Source organism: Candidatus Methylomirabilota bacterium (genome assembly GCA_028870115.1).
Taxonomy (GTDB): Bacteria; Methylomirabilota; Methylomirabilia; order Methylomirabilales; family Methylomirabilaceae; genus Methylomirabilis.
The window spans coordinates 33,333-50,702 of the sequence record JAGWQH010000025.1; the positions used below are offsets into that span (position 1 = coordinate 33,333).

At 58.4% G+C, this 17,370-nt stretch carries 16 protein-coding genes; all 16 read left to right on the plus strand.

Annotated features, from left to right (window positions below):
- Positions 1-3 precede the first annotated feature (3 nt).
- A complete protein-coding gene (carA, locus tag KGL31_02035) occupies positions 4-1,203 on the plus strand; it encodes a glutamine-hydrolyzing carbamoyl-phosphate synthase small subunit (protein ID MDE2320685.1) in 1,200 nt (399 codons plus the stop codon).
- On the plus strand, positions 1,200-1,859 hold the full coding sequence (locus tag KGL31_02040) for an O-methyltransferase (GenBank protein ID MDE2320686.1): 660 nt from the start codon (positions 1,200-1,202) through the stop codon (positions 1,857-1,859). The genes carA and KGL31_02040 overlap by 4 nt, the downstream gene beginning before the upstream one ends.
- Positions 1,860-5,156 (plus strand): carbamoyl-phosphate synthase large subunit, encoded by a 3,297-nt coding sequence (carB, locus tag KGL31_02045; protein MDE2320687.1) that lies wholly within the window; start codon positions 1,860-1,862, stop codon positions 5,154-5,156.
- Positions 5,157-5,198: 42 nt separating this feature from the next.
- Entirely contained in the window at positions 5,199-6,173 is a 975-nt protein-coding gene (locus tag KGL31_02050) for a dihydroorotate dehydrogenase electron transfer subunit (GenBank protein MDE2320688.1), read from the plus strand.
- A gap of 14 nt (positions 6,174-6,187) precedes the next feature.
- Positions 6,188-7,636, plus strand: coding sequence for an aminodeoxychorismate synthase component I (gene pabB, locus KGL31_02055; protein MDE2320689.1), 1,449 nt, complete (start codon positions 6,188-6,190; stop codon positions 7,634-7,636).
- A gap of 9 nt (positions 7,637-7,645) precedes the next feature.
- Positions 7,646-8,542, plus strand: coding sequence for an aminotransferase class IV (locus tag KGL31_02060; GenBank protein MDE2320690.1), 897 nt, complete (start codon positions 7,646-7,648; stop codon positions 8,540-8,542).
- Positions 8,523-9,518, plus strand: a complete 996-nt coding sequence (locus KGL31_02065; GenBank protein ID MDE2320691.1) for a dihydroorotate dehydrogenase — start codon at positions 8,523-8,525, stop codon at positions 9,516-9,518. Before KGL31_02060 ends, KGL31_02065 begins: the two co-directional genes overlap by 20 nt.
- Complete coding sequence (nth, locus tag KGL31_02070) at positions 9,506-10,180, plus strand: endonuclease III (protein ID MDE2320692.1); 675 nt, start codon at positions 9,506-9,508, stop codon at positions 10,178-10,180. The genes KGL31_02065 and nth overlap by 13 nt, the downstream gene beginning before the upstream one ends.
- Before the next feature lie 406 nt (positions 10,181-10,586).
- The gene (locus KGL31_02075) at positions 10,587-11,615 is read left to right on the plus strand and encodes a hypothetical protein (protein MDE2320693.1); all 1,029 of its coding nucleotides are present in this window, start codon (positions 10,587-10,589) and stop codon (positions 11,613-11,615) included.
- Positions 11,616-11,722: 107 nt separating this feature from the next.
- Positions 11,723-12,055 carry a hypothetical protein gene (locus KGL31_02080; protein ID MDE2320694.1) on the plus strand — a complete coding sequence of 111 codons (333 nt, stop codon included), beginning with the start codon at positions 11,723-11,725 and terminating at the stop codon, positions 12,053-12,055.
- Positions 12,056-12,298: 243 nt separating this feature from the next.
- On the plus strand, positions 12,299-12,709 hold the full coding sequence (locus KGL31_02085; protein ID MDE2320695.1) for a hypothetical protein: 411 nt from the start codon (positions 12,299-12,301) through the stop codon (positions 12,707-12,709).
- Between the two features lie 184 nt (positions 12,710-12,893).
- On the plus strand, positions 12,894-13,682 hold the full coding sequence (locus KGL31_02090) for a thioredoxin domain-containing protein (GenBank protein ID MDE2320696.1): 789 nt from the start codon (positions 12,894-12,896) through the stop codon (positions 13,680-13,682).
- 148 nt (positions 13,683-13,830) lie between these two features.
- Positions 13,831-14,094, plus strand: coding sequence for an AbrB/MazE/SpoVT family DNA-binding domain-containing protein (locus tag KGL31_02095; GenBank protein MDE2320697.1), 264 nt, complete (start codon positions 13,831-13,833; stop codon positions 14,092-14,094).
- Positions 14,091-14,525 carry a PIN domain-containing protein gene (locus KGL31_02100; protein ID MDE2320698.1) on the plus strand — a complete coding sequence of 145 codons (435 nt, stop codon included), beginning with the start codon at positions 14,091-14,093 and terminating at the stop codon, positions 14,523-14,525. Before KGL31_02095 ends, KGL31_02100 begins: the two co-directional genes overlap by 4 nt.
- 691 nt (positions 14,526-15,216) lie before the next feature.
- A complete protein-coding gene (locus KGL31_02105; protein MDE2320699.1) occupies positions 15,217-16,368 on the plus strand; it encodes a DUF2235 domain-containing protein in 1,152 nt (383 codons plus the stop codon).
- Positions 16,369-16,598: 230 nt separating this feature from the next.
- Entirely contained in the window at positions 16,599-17,369 is a 771-nt protein-coding gene (locus KGL31_02110; GenBank protein MDE2320700.1) for a hypothetical protein, read from the plus strand.
- The last annotated feature ends 1 nt before the right edge of the window (position 17,370 follow it).

Here is a 17,370-nt window from a genome sequence, read left to right on the forward strand (position 1 = left end):
CCTGTGAAAAGGGCGCTCTTGGCGCTGGCGGATGGCACCATCTTCGAGGGGCGCTCCTTTGGATCAGAGGGAGAGACCGCCGGCGAGGTGGTCTTCAACACCAGTATGACCGGCTACCAGGAGGTCCTGACCGACCCCTCATATAAGGGTCAGATGGTCGTCATGACCTATCCGCTAATCGGTAACTACGGAATCAATCCTGAAGATGCCGAATCGAGCGCTCTGGCGGTAGAGGGATTTATTGTGAAGGAGGCAAGCGCTCACCCAAGTAATTGGCGGAGCACTCAGACCCTCGACAGCTACCTTGCAGAGCAGGGCATCGTAGGCATTCAGGGGATTGACACCCGCGCCTTGACCCGCCATCTCCGGGACCATGGAGCGATGGAAGGGGTAATTTCCACACACGATCTCAAACCCGACAGCCTGATTGCCAGAGCGAAGGCCTCGCCTGGCCTGATCGGACGTGACCTGGTGAAGGAAGTCGCCTGTGCGTCGCCGTACACCTGGCACGAGGGACCGTGGCATTTGAGCAAAGGCCACGGTAACAGCGTCGAGCGTCGAGCGTCGAGCGTCGCGTTGGCAGACCAGCTTAAGCTCTTCCCTCCACCCTCCACCCTCCACCCTAGATCCTTTAAGGTGGTAGCCTACGATTGCGGGATCAAGCAGAATATTCTGCGAAAGCTGATAGAGGCAGGGTGCGACGTAACGGTGGTCCCACCGGACACCCCGGCGTCTACGGTCCTGGATCTGGCCCCGGATGGCATCTTCCTCAGTAATGGTCCCGGCGACCCGGAGGGCGTGCCCTATCTGATCGACAACGTTCAGAAGCTGATCGGCACAAAGCCGATCTTCGGCATCTGTCTGGGGCATCAGATCCTGGGCCTCGCGTTCGGGGGACGGACCTACAAGCTGAAGTTCGGTCATCACGGCGGCAACCAGCCTGTCAAGGATCTGACGACGGGGAAGGTGGAGATCACCACTCAGAACCACGGCTTTGTCGTAGATATCGCGTCGATTCCGGACACTGAGATTGAGCTGACCCACGTCAACCTGAACGACCACACTGTTGAAGGGATGCGTCATCGCCGCCTGCCGATCTTCTCCGTACAGTACCACCCGGAAGCCTCCCCCGGTCCTCATGATGCGAACTATCTGTTTCAGCGCTTCGTAGAGTTGATGGCAAAGGCTGGCGCACGCAAATGAAGGCGCAGATCGGACTGATCATCCATAAGGAACAAGAGGACTATCTGGAGCGGCTGCTGCCCGAGAGGGACCTGCTGTTGCGGGAGATGGAACGCTTTGCGCATGAGCATGGCGTCCCCATCGCTGATCCTGAGGTCGCAACGTTTCTGGAGATCACAGTCCGGGCGATTCGGGCGAAGCGTGCGCTGGAGGTCGGAACCGCCATCGGGTATGCCGACATCTTCATGGCGCGGGCCATGTCGCCTCAAGGTAAAGTTATGACCATCGACATCAGTACCGAGATGATCGGGAAGGCGAAGGCGTATGTGAAACGGGCAGGCTTGGAGGATCAGGTCGAGTTTCATGAGGGTCCGGCTCTGACGGTCATCCCGAGTCTCGACGGGCCGTTTGATCTCATCTATCTTGATGCGGTGAAAGAGGAGTACCGGAGCTACCTGGATCTGGCCTTACCGCTGATGCGGACCGGCGGAGTTGTCGTGTGCGATAATGTCCTCTGGAAAGGGCAGATAGCGAGCAATCGGCTGTTCGGCGAGCAGTATCGTCGCTCAACAGAGGCGCTGCGCGGCTTCAACGACTACTTCGTCCACCATCCCCAGTTGCTGGCTCAGATCCTGTCGGTAGGCGATGGCCTCGCCTACGGCGTGAAGGTGAAATAGGTGCCTAAGCGAACCGACATCGAGAAAATCCTGATCATCGGGTCGGGTCCGATCGTCATCGGGCAGGCGTGCGAGTTCGATTACTCGGGGACACAGGCCTGTAAAGCCCTCCGGGAAGAAGGGTACCAGGTGATCCTGGTCAACTCAAATCCGGCCACGATCATGACCGACCCGGAGATGGCTGACCGAACCTACCTGGAGCCGCTGACTGTGCCTGTTGTTGAGCAGATCATCGCCCGGGAGAGGCCCGATGCGCTACTCCCCACCCTCGGGGGTCAGACCGGCCTCAATCTGGCTGTTGCACTGGCTGAGGACGGGATCCTGGACCGATATGGGGTTGAGATGATCGGGGCGAAGCTCCATGCCATCAAAAAGGCCGAAGACCGCGACCTCTTCAAGCAAGCGATGCAGAAGATCGGCGTTGAGGTGCCTGAGAGCGGCTATGCCGACTCCTTCGAGCAGGCTCGTACCATCGTCGAGCGAATCGGCTATCCGGCCATTATCCGTCCGTCGTTTACGCTCGGCGGTACCGGCGCCAGTATCGCCTACAACCGGGACGAATTCGACGAGCAGGTCCAGTGGGGTCTCAATGTGAGCCCCGTCCACCAGATCCTGGTGGAAGCCTCCGTGATCGGATGGAAGGAGTTTGAGCTGGAGGTCATGCGCGACCTGAAGGACAATGTCGTGATTATCTGTTCCATCGAGAACTTTGACCCGATGGGCGTCCACACCGGCGACTCAATTACGGTGGCTCCGGCTCAGACGTTGTCCGATAAAGAATACCAGCTTATGCGGGATGCCGCCATTGCCGTTATCCGAGAGATCGGCGTGGAGACCGGCGGTAGCAACATCCAGTTCGCCGTCAATCCCGAGAACGGACGGATGCTGGCGATTGAGATGAATCCGAGGGTCTCTCGATCCTCGGCTTTGGCCAGCAAGGCCACCGGGTTCCCGATTGCAAAGATCGCCGCCAAGCTGGCGGTGGGCTACACGCTGGACGAGATCAGCAACGATATTACGAAAGAGACCACTGCCTGCTTTGAGCCGACCATTGATTACTGCGTCGTGAAGTTCCCTCGATTCTCGTTTGAGAAGTTCGCCGGCGCCGACGAGACACTGACGATGCAGATGAAATCGGTTGGGGAGGCGATGGCAATCGGCCGGACCTTCAAAGAGGCCTTGCAGAAAGTGATCCGCTCGCTCGAGATTGAGGCGTATGGGCTTGAGGGCCGTATCTTCAGGGACTTGGCAGTGCGGGGTGCGGGGCGCGAGGCGCGAGATTCCGAGGTGAGTGAGGCGGACCGGATGCTGGTCCGAGACCGCCTTCGCGTTGCCAATTGGGAGCGGGTCTTTTACCTTGCCGATGCGTTTCGGCTGGGGATGACGGTAGAGGAGATTCACAGACTTACAGCCATTGATCCCTGGTTCCTCGAAAACATCAAAGAGATTGTGGACTTTGAGGACCGAGTGATCGGTCCCAACGGGCGCCGCAGCGGGTCATCGATGCTTCGCCTCCTGACGACCCCTGTCATGCGTGAGGCCAAGGCTTTGGGTTTTTCCGACCGGCGACTGGCCGATCTCATCGGCTCTCAGGAATCCGCTGTCCGGGATGCCAGGAAGCGGATGGGAATTGAGGCTACCTTCAAGATGGTAGACACCTGCGGCGCCGAATTCGTAGCCCATACGCCGTACCTGTACTCGACGTATGAGCAGGAGTGCGAGGCTAACCCGACCAATCGCAAAAAGATCATAATCCTGGGTTCCGGCCCGAATCGGATCGGCCAGGGGATCGAGTTCGACTACTGCTGCGTTCACGCGGCCTTCGCCCTGAAAGAAATCGGCTATGAGACGATCATGGTCAACTGCAACCCGGAAACGGTCTCGACGGATTACGATACCTCTGATCGTCTGTACTTCGAGCCGCTCTGTCTGGAGGATGTTCTGAACATTACGGAACGGGAGCGGCCGGACGGAGTGATCGTCCAGTTCGGCGGACAGACGCCATTGAAACTGGCCATCCCGCTCGAGCGGGCGGGCGTAAAGATTCTGGGAACCCCACCCGACGCTATCGACCGGGCCGAGGACCGGGAACGGTTCAAGCAGATGCTGCAGCATCTTGGTCTGAATCAGCCGCCGAATGGGACCGCCGTTTCGGTGAGTGAGGCGCTTCGGATCGCTCGGCAGGTGGGCTTCCCGATTCTTGTTCGGCCCTCATATGTCCTCGGTGGTCGGGCGATGGAGATCATTTATAATGAGTCGAGTCTGCAGGAGTACATGACTCGGGCCGTACAGGCCTCGCTGGAACATCCCGTACTGGTGGATAAGTTTCTCGAGGATGCCATCGAGATGGACGTAGATGCCTTGTGCGATGGTCAGGATGTCGTAATCGGGGGGATCATGGAGCATATCGAAGAGGCCGGAGTCCACTCCGGCGACTCGGCCTGCTCGTTGCCGCCCCGATCGGTGGCTCAGCCGTTGCTCGATCAGATCCGGGTCCAGACGAAGGCCATGGCGCTGGAGCTTGGGGTTATTGGTCTGATCAACATCCAGTTCGCGATCAAAGACGGTGTCGTGTACGTCTTGGAGGTGAATCCCCGCGCCTCGCGGACAGTCCCCTTCGTCAGCAAGGCGGTCGGCGTCCCCTTGGCCAAGCTGGCAGCCAAGATTATGGCCGGGATGAGCCTGAAGGAGCTTGGCGTGACCGAGGAGCCCGGGCTTCGCCATGTGGCGGTCAAGGAAGCGGTCCTGCCGTTCGTGAAGTTTCCAGGGGTTGATGCCGTCTTAGGGCCGGAGATGAGATCAACCGGCGAGGTAATGGGAATCGACCGCGAATTTGGACTGGCCTTTGCCAAGTCGCAGGTAGGCGCGAGCGGCGCCCTCCCCTTGGAGGGAACGGTCTTCCTGAGCGTACGGGACAATGACAAGCCGCATATCGTGCTGTTGGCGCGACGACTTATGGAGTTGGGCTTTCAGGTTGTGGCGACGGCCGGGACCGCGGCCGTATTAAAAGGTGAGGGTGTGATTGTTGAGGCAGTGGCGAAGGTCATTGACGGCGTGCGCCCGCATATTGTGGATAAGATGAAGAACGGGGAGATCGGCCTGGTTATTAATACGCCGGGGGGTCACCATGCGCGTCTGGATTCCTACTCCATCCGGCGGACCGCGGTGACGATGGGCATTCCCTACTTTACTACGATGGCCGCGGCGCGCGCGGCGGTCGAAGCGATCCAGGCGATGCAGCGCGGGACGTTGAGGGTCAAAGCGCTGCAGGAGTATCACCAGGTACGAGGCACGTAGGGGCGACCGGCCGGTCGCCCATACAGGTGCGATGTGGAGGGAATGATAGCGGCCTCAGAGGCTCTCGTCGAAGTGGTCGCCAACAAGCAGATCGCGCCAGAGTACTTTTCGATGCGTCTAGCCGGCCCAGCGCGCCTGACGCGCTTCCGTCCCGGGCAATTCCTCATGCTCGGATGGATCGATGGACAAGATCCGCTGCTGCCTCGGGCCATGAGCATCAGGCGTACGAAAACTCTCCAACTCCCCTTTTCAAAAGGGGGGCACGGGGGGATTTGGCGTGCACAGTGCGAGGTGGAGATCCTCTACAAGGTGTGTGGCCGAGGTACGACGCTTCTGGCGGGGATGCGTCCGGGAAGGTCTCTCCGCATGCTCGGTCCGCTCGGCAACGGCTTCGAGGTTCCGCGAAGGGTGACGGACGTCGTCCTGGTTGCCGGCGGAGTCGGCGTACCCCCCATCGCTGCTCTTGCTGAGACGTTCGCTGCACGCCGAGTATCACGCAGAGCGAAGATAACCGCCTTTCTCGGCGGGAGATCGAAGGTTGACCTGCTGTGCGTTCCGGACCTTCAGCGAGCCGGCGCGACGGTCCAGGTGGCCACAGAAGACGGCACCGCCGGTCGTAAAGGACTGGTAACCGAGCTGCTGGAGCAGTATCTCAACGCCTCGCACTCCAAATCCCCTCATCCCCCCTTTACAAAAGGGGGGCACGGGGGGATTTATGCCTGTGGCCCGTACCCCATGTTGGCGGCTCTTGCGCCGATTGCCGAGAAATATAATCTGCCATACCAGGCCTCCCTCGAGGCGAACATGGCCTGCGGGTTTGGGGCCTGCATGGGTTGCGTTGTGCCGGTGAAGGGGGATAAGCGAGACCCGTCTGCGTGCGACGCACAGGCAGGTCGGACCTACCGCCTTGTCTGCAAGGAGGGGCCGGTCTTTGATGGTCACGACATCCTTTGGGTTAATGGGACTATCCCGCCTATCCCGTCAATTCGGTCGATAGACCAAACAGACCAGATATGACCCCATCGCCCTTCATGTCTGAGCTTCGTACCACCCATCAGTCTTTCAACCTCATCGCAGAGGAAGTTTCGAATCCACCTGCCCTCACGGATCTGGTTGGTCTGGTTGCCGCCGAGCCCGGTTTATGCCTCCTGGACGCCGATCCCTGGGCTGTGAATCACTGGCGGGCGCCATGCTTCGGCTACGATCCGTTCCTCACCTTCTCGGCGAAGGGCGATGAGATCACTATCTCGCTCCAGGGTGAGATCCGCCGAGTCAGGGGTGACCCGTTCCAACACCTTCAGGCGGCTCTCAGGCAGTATGGTGGCGTGACGTCTGCCGGGGACGTTCCAATAGCCGGCGCTATCGGCTACTTCGGGTATGATCTTCGACATCATCTCGAAAAACTACCGGCTGCGGCGGTAGACGACCTGAGGCTGCCTGACTGTATAATCTATTTTTACGACCGTCTCTTCTGGTTTGAGCCGGCAACGGGCGAGTTGCTCATTACCTCCTCCGGGCTGCCACTGCCGCCGGGCGTCGCCCGCGAGCGAAGGGCTCGAGAGCGGTTGCAGGAGGGTCGCGACCTGATAGCGCGCGCCAAGCTGCCGGGCGGGAGCGGGCCGCCTGAGTTGCCGCATCTTGAGGCTCCTCTCGAGAGCAACATGTCGAAAGAGCAATACTGTAAGGCGCTGGAGGCGGTGTTGGAGTATATTGCCGCCGGCGATATCTATCAGGCCAACATCTCGCAGCGCTTCGCCACGCAGTTCTCCGGCGAACCGTGGGCGCTGTATCGGCGGCTTCGGAGTCGCTTCCCCGCGCCATTCGGGGCGTACCTTCACTGTGGCCCCTTCCATGTGCTGTCCAACTCTCCGGAACGGTTCCTGCTGGTGGAGGGGAATCGGATCTCGACCTGTCCGATCAAAGGGACCCGTCCTCGCGGGATGACTGTGGAAGACGATGCGCGGATCATCGGCCATCTCCGTCACGATCCGAAAGAGTGCGCCGAACATGTCATGATCGTGGATCTGGAGCGAAACGATCTGGGCAGAATCTGTCAGGTCGGCTCCGTGCATGTGGAGCAGTTCGAAACGATCGAAACCTACCACACCCTCCACCACATGGTGTCAACCGTAGCGGGCACCCTGGAGGACGGGATAGATCCGATCGACTGTCTGCGAGCGACCTTCCCTGGCGGGTCGATCACCGGGGCCCCGAAGATCCGCGCGATGGAGGTGATCGACGAGGTAGAGCCAACGGCTCGTGGCCTCTACACCGGGGCGATCGGGTTCATCGGGTTCTCGGGAGGGATGGAACTGAACATCGCCATTCGAACAGCTATCGCGACGGGCGGACGGATTTATTTCCAGACGGGCGGAGGGATTGTGGCCGACTCCTCGCCGGCACGAGAGTACGAGGAGACGCTGCTCAAGGCCGAAACCTTTTTTCGAACCCTTGGCGTGGGTGCTGGTTTTGGGAGGTAAAGGAAGCGGATGGCCTTTGTCTATCTGAACGGGCGCTATGTACAGGCTGAGCGGGCGAAGGTATCGGCGTTCGATCGAGGGTTCTCGTACGGCGATGGCCTCTTTGAAACCATCCGGGCGTATACCGGGTGGATCTTTGGCCTCGAGCGCCACCTCGCTCGCCTCAAGAAAGGCGCCGATCAGATCGGAATCCCGTTTGAAAGTAACGTGGGCGAGTGGCGAAAGCTGATGGGTGAGCTGCTCCGGCGCAATCGTCTTCAAGTTACTGATGCTTCCTTGCGGTTGACGGTGACAAGAGGCCCGGACGTGCTGGGTTCTCTCCTGCCTCCCGACGCGCCCCTCCCACCTACGCTACTGTTGGTCGCCAGGCCACTGGATGAGGGAATCGCTGAACGTCAGCAGGTCGGGATCGGCGCGGTTACGGTTCGCTGGGGAAGTCCATTCAACCCGCTCCAGATCAAGTCGCTTGACTATCTCTATAACATGCTGGCGATGGCGCAGGCGAAACGTGAAGGCGCAGTGGAGGCTTTATTTGTGGAGGCCGATGGCTGCGTCATCGAGGGAACCACGAGCAACGTGTTCTCAGTCTCACAAGGGATGGTGGTGACTCCTCCTTTAAGTTCTGGGCTCTTACCGGGTATTACCAGGGAAGTGGTTGTCGAACTGGCGAAGCGGGAAGGCTTGATCGTCCACGAAGCCCCGGTCCCTCTCGGTGGGCTCCTATCTGCGGACGAGGCGTTCCTTACCGGCTCCCTCAAGGAGATCACGCCCTTAATTGCGGTTGGCGGCTCCAAAATCGGTACCGGCAGCCCCGGCCCAGTCACGCGCCGTCTCCAGCAGTGCTACCGGACAGCCGTTAAAAAGGAGCGGGATCAAGGTGCGCGGGGTGCGAAGGACGAGGGATAAAAACGTGAAGCCTGTCGTGAGCCACGCTAAACGACCGGATCTGAGTGTGACTGTTGCGGGCATCACCATGCAGAACCCGGTGATGACCGCCTCCGGGACCTTTGGCTATGCTCAGGAGTTTGAGCCGTACGTAGACCTCTCTCGCCTGGGGGCCATCGTTGTCAAGACTATCACACGTACGCCGCGAGCCGGAAATCCGCCGCCTCGGATCGTGGAGACCCCCGGCGGGATGTTGAACGCCATCGGCCTCCAGAATGTCGGCGTACACGCGTTCATCGAGGAGAAACTCCCCTACCTGAGGAAGTTGGGGCCGCCTGTCATTGTCAATATCGCCGGCGAGTCGATCGATGACTACGTGGAGCTGGCGAAGCGGCTCAGCGATCAAGAGGGGATCAGCGGAATCGAGTTGAACATCTCCTGCCCCAACGTGGCCGACGGTCTGATCTTCGGTTGCAATGCGGTGTTGGCTCACAAACTGATATCGCAGGTACGGCAGGCAACACTGCTTCCACTCATCCCGAAGCTCTCACCAAATATTACTGATGTAGTGGAGATCGCGCAGTCGCTGGCGGATGCCGGGGCCGACGCGCTCTCCCTCATCAACACGCTGATCGGTATGGCCATCGACGTGCGAAGCCGTCGGCCAAAGCTCGGCAACGTGACGGGTGGACTTTCCGGCCCGGCCATCCGGCCGGTCGCGGTCCGCATGGTCTGGGAGGTGGCGCGAGCGGTGAAGCTCCCGCTGATCGGAATGGGCGGGATCATAACGGCCGACGACGCACTGGAGTTCTTGATCGCCGGCGCCACAGCGGTTGCGGTCGGGACGGGCAACTTCACCTCGCCGAGCAGCGCAAAACGGGTCATTGATGGGATCGAGGCATATTTGATCGACCATAAGGTGAGGCGCGTGACCGATCTCATCGGGTCCTTGGATCTGACCGGCACCGCCCGTGAGGTCACGAAATGGTCAAGCTGAGACCGGCGAAGGGCGACATTCGTAGCGCCACCCCTGCCACCGCAAAAAAGATCCTTGCCATCCTGGAGGAGACCTACCCCGATGCCTGCGTGACGCTTGACTTCAAGAACCCGTTCGAACTGCTGATCGCTACGATCCTTGCCGCCCAGTGTACCGATGAGCGGGTTAACCAAGTTACAAAGGGGCTGTTCAAGCGGTATTCGACTCCAAAGGCGTTCGCCGAGGCCGATCCCGCCGAGCTGGAAGAGGCGATCCGGTCCACGGGCTTCTACCGGAACAAAGCCAAAAGCATCGTCGGCTGCTGTAAGAAGATCATGGAGGAGTTCGGCGGGCAGGTGCCGCAAACGATGGAGGAGTTAATCACATTGCCCGGCGTCTGGCGTAAGACCGCCAACATCGTCCTGAGCAACGCCTTGGGGATCACGGCCGGAATTGCGGTGGACACCCATGTCATGCGGGTGGCGAACCGCCTGGGCCTGGCACAGAGCGACAAACCGGATGAGATCGAGCAACAGCTCTGCCGGATCATCGCAAAGGAGAAGTGGATTCGCTTGACCCACCTGCTCGTCTTCCACGGTCGCGCCGTCTGCATGGCGAAGCGACCCGACTGCCCCCGCTGCCCCGTCCGTCACCTCTGCCCCTGGCCGGATAAGACTGTCTAATCTCACTCGATTTCCCTCGTCATTGCGAGCACCCCTGCCTGCCGCAGGCAGAGGCAGGGTGGGTGGTAAACTCAGCGTAACAGTGCGAGATGGCTCCACTTCGTTCGTAATGACAACTTTCTGTCTCTAATATTTGGCTTGACTTTCTCCTTGACATCCATGGTGGGAAGAGGATGATAACATTGTAGTTTCTTCTTGGAATTCTTCTCCGTTGAGAGGGTAGTCATGTCAACCGACGGGGATTGGCCATTTAAGCCTCAGCGTCAGACAAGAAGAATGTGTGCGGCCCTTCATGGCAGCCTGCGACGAGCTAAGTCAAGGCTGGTAAGCCCTGAAGGGCCGTGGTGTTTCCGGGGGTAGACGGGCACACGTCCATCGGAGAATCCATCAGGAGGAAGTTATGAGAATGGCAAAGCAGCCTACGAGGTCGACGGCGCTCTTCATTCTTCTCGCAGTGCTGGCGGGGTGCGCCGGTACTGGCGGCGGCTCGTCGCAGCCGACTGCACCGCCGGCCTCCGGCCCCGCGGTAGGTATACCGACCATAGGCCTCCAGAGTGGACTCCCCCCGCTGATGGGCCCCAAGAAGCGGATCGCGGTCGCCAAATTCGATGCCGCCGGCGCCTTTATGGCCCAGTATGGTGTCTGGGATATTGGTGGCGGTCTGGCGGCCCAACTGACCACTGCCCTAGTCAATTCTGGTCACTTCATCGTCGTGGAGCGGGCCGAGCTTATGCCTGTGATGCGTGAGCAGGAGATGGCCATGCAGAAGATCGTCTCCAGGGAGACCGTCGCTCAGGTGAGTCGGATCCTTGGGGCCCAGCTTCTCGTCGCGGGCTCGGTCACCGAGTTTGATCAGGGGGCCGGTGGCGGGAGCTTGCATCTGGGGGTTGGGGCGGCTTCAGGGCTGCTGGGCGGTCTCCTTGGAGCCCAAACTACCAGGGGTGTGGTCGGGATGGATGTGCGTGTCATCGATACCACCACGGGCCAAGTGGTACAGTCGCACCGGGTCGAGGCGAACACATCGCAGAGCGGGATCTCGGCGGACATCAACGTGCAGCAGGTAACCTTCGGCGGCGACGCGTTCAACAAGACTGTGCTCGGACTGGCGACGCGGCAGGCTATCGAGCAGGCCGTGATGTTCATCATCCGATCGACGGAGCCGGTGCCGTGGACAGGCCGGGTGGTGGAGGTGACAGGCAACCAGGTGTACATCAACGCCGGAGCCGGCGCGGGCGTGAAGCTGGGCGATCGCTTCACCGTTACGGCCGTCGTGCGGGAACTAATGGATCCCGAGTCAGGGGCTCTCCTGGGGATTGTGGAAGACAAACGAGGCGAGATCGAGGTGGTGAGCGTCCAGGAGAAGTTCAGCGTGGCCAAGACGCGGTCGCCCTTTCAGGCCTCGCGCGGGGACCTCGTGAAGGTTCCTAGCCCTTAGTTGGTGGCGTGAAGCCCGGCGATCTGAACTCGGAGTGGGGGCTTGAGCACGCCTTGATAGGCGAGGCGAAACACGTTCTTCGCGGGGAGAGAAGGAGGTCAATTGCGATGAAGAAGCTGCTGACGTTAGCATTGGGCGTGGTGATACTAGTGGCCTTCACTGGCCTGGGCGCTGCGCAACAGAAGGCTGAGGAAAGAAGGAAGCCTTTGCGTCCTCCTGATGAAGCAGTGATGGGTCAGAAAGATCTATGCGTCAATCACAAGAACGATGCCAAAAAATATGCGTCCTGCCAAAACGCAGTACGGCTTGGTGGCAAAGGTGGCGGGGGTACGGTACAAAGGATCACTGTGTGCTCCGGTGGCTACTGGTGGACGATTGAGAGTCTGGCGGGACCGATAACACAGGGTGGACCATGCAAGCCAGAAGGAGCAATCCAGTAGGACATGTCCCATATAGGTATCGCACAAGATATAGATATATGTCATGCCTGCCTCAAGTTTTCGCCGGGGGGGTAGGCTTCAACCGGCATCCAGGCGTGATCCTCATCAAAACGGGGAATCAGAACATAACGCCCTCAATTCTCGCTGAAGCTCCAGGCGCGTGACGCGGAGTGAGAATGATGACAAGCGGGCAACTCGTAGTCAGCCTACGGGGATTCTTTAAGTTGAAGGAGGTGATTGCAGATGAAACGACTGTTCTTTGTGTGTGCCGTCACGAGCCTGCTCATGGCGGTGGGGTCGATGGCTTGGGCTACGTCCAACCTTAACTTGTCGAAAAGCAACGTCAATAGGATGGTATCTGACACGACGGTCGTAACTCCGGCGCAGGCGGCCGCCATCGGAGATGAGTTGGATAAGATTGGTCATGGGGTAACCGAGGCGTCGGTGCGAGAGGTTTTGCGAAAGCTCGGTATTAACCAACCTAATCTCATCGTTCGCATCGTACCCGCTGGACCAGGAGGCGGGAAAATCCCGGCGGTTCTCATCCTGAAGAATCCGGCGGATGAAGCAGCCGCGAGAGAAATCGCAGTGTCGGATTCTGGTGTCGTGTCTCCAAGGCCCATCGTAATACCAAAAGGAAGGGTGAAGAACTAAGCGCGATTTGAAGCGGAGGCGTGCACCGCGGTCAGAACACAAAGGCAATAGAATTGTAGGACTGGAGAACTCAGCAAAGGAGGGCATCCCCCTCAAAGAGGTTGCCCTCCTTGCTTTCATTGACGGAAGCGCCCGGACCGTATAGGACAAATGATATGCTGAAGGAACTCAGCAGGAGGAGAGCATGAGGATCGGCCGAGCCCTCGCCGCCGTGACGATCGTGATTCTAGCCTACGCCACTGCGCAGGCTGCGGAGATCACTGGCGACGAGCTTAAGAAGGTTTTGCAGGAGAATCCCAACATACTTATCGAGACGATCAAGGCCAACAGGAAGGCTATCTTCGACATCATCAATCAGACTGGGCTCGAGGAACAGGCTCGCATGCAGAAGGAGGCCGAGGAAGCTGAGCGAAGGGCCTACGAGGACGCCTTCAGGAACCCTCTCAAGCCCGCGATTGACGACAAGACCCGGATCCGTGGCAGCAAGGACGCCAAGTACACTCTGGTGGAGTATTCCGACTTCCAGTGCCCCTACTGCGCAAGGGCCTACCCCACCGTTGAGGAGCTGAGAAAGAGGCATGGCAATGACCTGCGCTTCATCTACAAGCACCTGCCCCTGCCTTTCCACCCCCAAGCCATGCCCGCGGCCCAGTGGCTCGAGGCCGTCGCGATCCAGTCGCCAGAGAAGGCCTGGAAGTTTCATGACATCCTCTTCGAGAATCAGGACAAGCTCGGAGTCGACTTCTTCAAGAAGACCGCTAAGGACCTCGGCGTCGACGTGGAGAGGTGCGAGAAGGACGCCGAGAGCCAGGCCGTGAAAGACCGTATCGCTGCGGACATCGAGGAAGCCAAGCGGTTCGGCTTCAACGGCACCCCAGGCTTCCTGCTCAACGGTATCCCGGTGAAGGGCGCCTACCCGATCGAATACTTCGAGGAGATCATCAAGAAGCTCGCCACCACCAAAGCCGATTAGGAAACATGGGGGGGGGTTGCTCCCGCGCATCCTCCTCAGACCCGCCTTTTCCTCTGTCCCCCTTCCTTGCCGACCGTTGAGATGATGAAAATGGCATTGACTCTTGCCATTTGGCATAATATAATGCCATGAAGAGGAGGGCATTGCCATGGAAACAACCTTGGATAGATTCGGTCGGGTGGTGATCCCAAAAGACATCCGCGACGCTCTCGGTCTGAAACCAGGGGAACTGTTAAAGATAGAGCAAACGGATGACGAGGTTGTTTTGAAGCCGTTGCGGGAAGAACCCCCGATTAAGGTGAAGAATGGCGTGCTGGTCTATGCAGGCACAGCAACAGGCATTCTGATGGAGGCTGTGAGGGCCCATCGCGAGGAACGCCTCAGGAGGGTGGCTTTGCCGGGGAGATCATGAAAATCCTTTTTGACACCTCTGTCCTTGTGGCTGCGATTGTAGAACCGCACCCCCTGCATGCCCCTGCTTTCCGATGGCTCAAACGGGCGAGAGCAAAAGAGTTCGACATGCTGATTGCCGGTCATACGCTGGCTGAGCTGTATGCGGTGTTGACCACGTTGCCCATAAGCCCGCGGATTACGCCAGGGATAGCCGGGCATCTGATCCACAGTGATGTTGAAATTCTGGCAAAGATGGTTTCCCTTTCACCTTCGGAGTACAGTTCTGTCGTCAGGCGGATGGTTGATCTGGGACTATCTGGAGGCGTGATCTATGACGCCATTATCGCCAAGGCAGCGAATAAATCCGGGGTTGACCATGTGTTAACATTCAATATTGACGACTTCAAACGCGTGTGGCCTGAGGGCGCAGACCGTCTCATCGCGCCATAAAGTATCTGGTAATGTATGTGCGAAATCACAAGACACGCCTTCAATCCCTCGAGATGTTTCGCGGCATTTAAATTGTCTCGTTGCGCTACGAGAATTCCTTGATCGGCGTCACTGAACTGCCATTGACGCTTATCCGCTTACGAATCCTCGTCTTCGTTTCAACTTGACATCACTTCGGTAAGCGAAGTAGCATCCGCCTAGTGATGTCAGTGTACGGGCTGCTATCATCCTACGCCAATTTATTGGTGTAGTGACCATGATGTCGAATACGCCACGTCGGCACCCGCAACTCAATGCAGAAAAAGAGGGGCCGTGGCGGTCTGTGGGGACTATGAATTGAACTATCCCAGCACTCCCGCTGGAGACAAATATCTCACGGCCCTTCGGGGTAGGTAAACCACGAAGGGCCGTTCTGTATCCGGGGCGCGCCGACCTTGCCGATCAAATGGGCCGGTCACACCCTTCGACCCCAGTCTGCAACACACTGGTGGAAAACCGGTAACAAGATCAGGAACGTCCAAGAGACGCCAGGCTGCCGGGATATGAGCGCCACGCTGATCTATGCGTATCTCCGCAATTGAAGCGGGAGAGGAATTCGCAGCCATGTCGATACACGAGTGTAATGCGTCATAAATTCATTGACACTTGACCTCTTTTCTTTACTCTTAGGTCTCGATCAAAGGAGAGGAACATGCGGAAGAATATCGTTTTTTGTGCCGACGGCACGTGGAACAATCCGAACGAAGACGAAAACGCCGATCGGTCCCCTGATCCAACAAATGTTTATAAATTATTCAGTTGTCTTAACGGCGTGCTGGCAGCAGGTTCACCGCTTGCCGCTGACGAACAGGAAAAGGAATTGGTTGAGGCGGCCATCACCCAGCAGACGGCCAAATATATTCATGGTGTCGGCGACTCCCGCAATGCGATAATTAAATTGATGGGTGGCACTTTTGGGGCTGGCGTCATTTGCCGAGTTGTACGTGGTTATACGTTCATTTCTCGAAACTACGAACCAGGAGCAAACATTTATATCATCGGCTTCAGTCGTGGCGCCTACACGGCGCGCGCACTGGCTGGCCTTATCGCATCGCAGGGACTCTTGGCCGCACATATCACTCAAGACAAAGAATTGGCATACAGGCGAGGCGCCGAGGCATGGTATCGTTACCGCAAGGCAACACTTTCAAACCCATTCTCCCTGGCTCACCTCGCAGAAATCGCCGCGAACCTCCCCGCATTTCTTTTGTACAGCTCACCCAAGGAACAAGACTTAATACCTGTAGACCGTATTGCAGTTGTAGCCGTATGGGAGACCGTGGGAGCAATGGGCTTCCCTGAATATGTGGCCAAAGGAAAGCGCGTAGACGCCTTCAAATTCGCTGACACAAAGCTGAGCCAAAAAGTAAGCCATGGTTTTCACGCCGTAGCATTGGATGAACGACGCAATGATTTTACGCCAACTCTCTGGGACGCGGCTCCCACGGTGACACAGGTACTGTTTCCAGGGGCCCATGCCGATGTCGGCGGAGGTTATCCGAGGACAGACGACGAGAGTGGGCTGTCTGACATTGCCTTAAAATGGATGATTGACCGATTGGGCGAAGTCGGTGTACGCTTTACCGACGGGCTGACGTACCCGATCAGACCAAATCCCGCCGGGACTGCCCATAAGCCGTGGGCGCATTTGCCGTGGAACCTTCCCGGCGTCTCTCTTGGAGCCAGAAGCTTTCCCGCAGGAATGGCACAAGATCCATCCGTTGCTGAAAGAATGGCCATCGATAGCGTAGTTAGTGACCCTAACGAATCTTCCGCGCCCTACAGGCCGGCTAACCTGCCCTAGGTCAGTGAAACAGAAGAGCCCGCGGCAAGTACGTCAGGCCCAGTCATACGCTGCAAGGGCCGCCCGCACGTGGGTGCCCCCGAGCTGGTACCTGGGTGCCGAGGATGGTAAGGACCGACATAGAGAAACGGGTACTCAGAAGACTGTTGCGACAGAGACTCGTGGGGCTACTTTCTCATGCGGCATAGTGCCAGGTTCTAAAGTCACACGTATTTCAAAAGGAGGATGGAATGGCCAGGGCTAAAGGGATTCACGCACATAAGATCTTTAAGCTCGGCAAGGCGCCAGCGAAGAAAGACAAGCGGACTCTTCGGTTCGTCACTCTGTTGCGGGCGACGGCACCGGCGTTGCCAAATTCCTACGATTTCGACACCGCCCATTCGGGGATCCCGACCCCGATGTTCGGAAACGATGTCTACGGCGACTGTGTTATCGCTGGCAGAGCGCACCAGACGCTCCGTTTCGAGGATATCGAACAAGGGGCAGTGTTGATGATCGCGGACAAAGAGGTGCTCAAAGAGTATTTCAAGGAGACGGGTGGATCCGACACGGGCCTCGTTGTTCTGGACTCCCTCAAGGAGTGGCGCCACAAGGGGTGGAAGGTCGGCAAGCACACCTACAAGATCCAGGCTTTCGCCGATGTGGATTTTACGAACTACGAGGAGATGCGTCAAGCCATCTTTGCCGACGTTGGGGTCGGCTTAGGCCTCCAACTCCCCAACGCTGCCAAGACGCAAATTCAAACCGGCCAGCCATGGGACGTGACGACAGGGCCTGACTCGACGCCAGGCTCCTGGGGCGGCCACTATGTCCATGTGCCCGGGTACACCCCCAGCGGACCCGTGTGCGTGACGTGGGGACGCAAGCAACAGATGACCTGGGCGTGGCTGGATAAGTACTGTGACGAAGCCCATGCCATATTCGACGCTAAGGACCGTTTCAAGAAAACCCTGATTGATAGGGCGAAGATTACTGCCTTTCTTAGTACCTTGGCAAAGTGAG

Coding starts and splice junctions, on each gene's coding strand:
- KGL31_02040 (MDE2320686.1), top strand. CDS start 1,200: ATGAAGGCGCAGATCGGACTGATCATCCATAAGGAACAAGAGGACTAT.
- KGL31_02050 (MDE2320688.1), top strand. CDS start 5,199: ATGATAGCGGCCTCAGAGGCTCTCGTCGAAGTGGTCGCCAACAAGCAG.
- pabB (MDE2320689.1), top strand. CDS start 6,188: ATGTCTGAGCTTCGTACCACCCATCAGTCTTTCAACCTCATCGCAGAG.
- KGL31_02060 (MDE2320690.1), top strand. CDS start 7,646: ATGGCCTTTGTCTATCTGAACGGGCGCTATGTACAGGCTGAGCGGGCG.
- nth (MDE2320692.1), top strand. CDS start 9,506: ATGGTCAAGCTGAGACCGGCGAAGGGCGACATTCGTAGCGCCACCCCT.
- KGL31_02075 (MDE2320693.1), top strand. CDS start 10,587: ATGGCAAAGCAGCCTACGAGGTCGACGGCGCTCTTCATTCTTCTCGCA.
- KGL31_02080 (MDE2320694.1), top strand. CDS start 11,723: ATGAAGAAGCTGCTGACGTTAGCATTGGGCGTGGTGATACTAGTGGCC.
- KGL31_02085 (MDE2320695.1), top strand. CDS start 12,299: ATGAAACGACTGTTCTTTGTGTGTGCCGTCACGAGCCTGCTCATGGCG.
- KGL31_02090 (MDE2320696.1), top strand. CDS start 12,894: ATGAGGATCGGCCGAGCCCTCGCCGCCGTGACGATCGTGATTCTAGCC.
- KGL31_02095 (MDE2320697.1), top strand. CDS start 13,831: ATGGAAACAACCTTGGATAGATTCGGTCGGGTGGTGATCCCAAAAGAC.
- KGL31_02100 (MDE2320698.1), top strand. CDS start 14,091: ATGAAAATCCTTTTTGACACCTCTGTCCTTGTGGCTGCGATTGTAGAA.
- KGL31_02105 (MDE2320699.1), top strand. CDS start 15,217: ATGCGGAAGAATATCGTTTTTTGTGCCGACGGCACGTGGAACAATCCG.
- KGL31_02110 (MDE2320700.1), top strand. CDS start 16,599: ATGGCCAGGGCTAAAGGGATTCACGCACATAAGATCTTTAAGCTCGGC.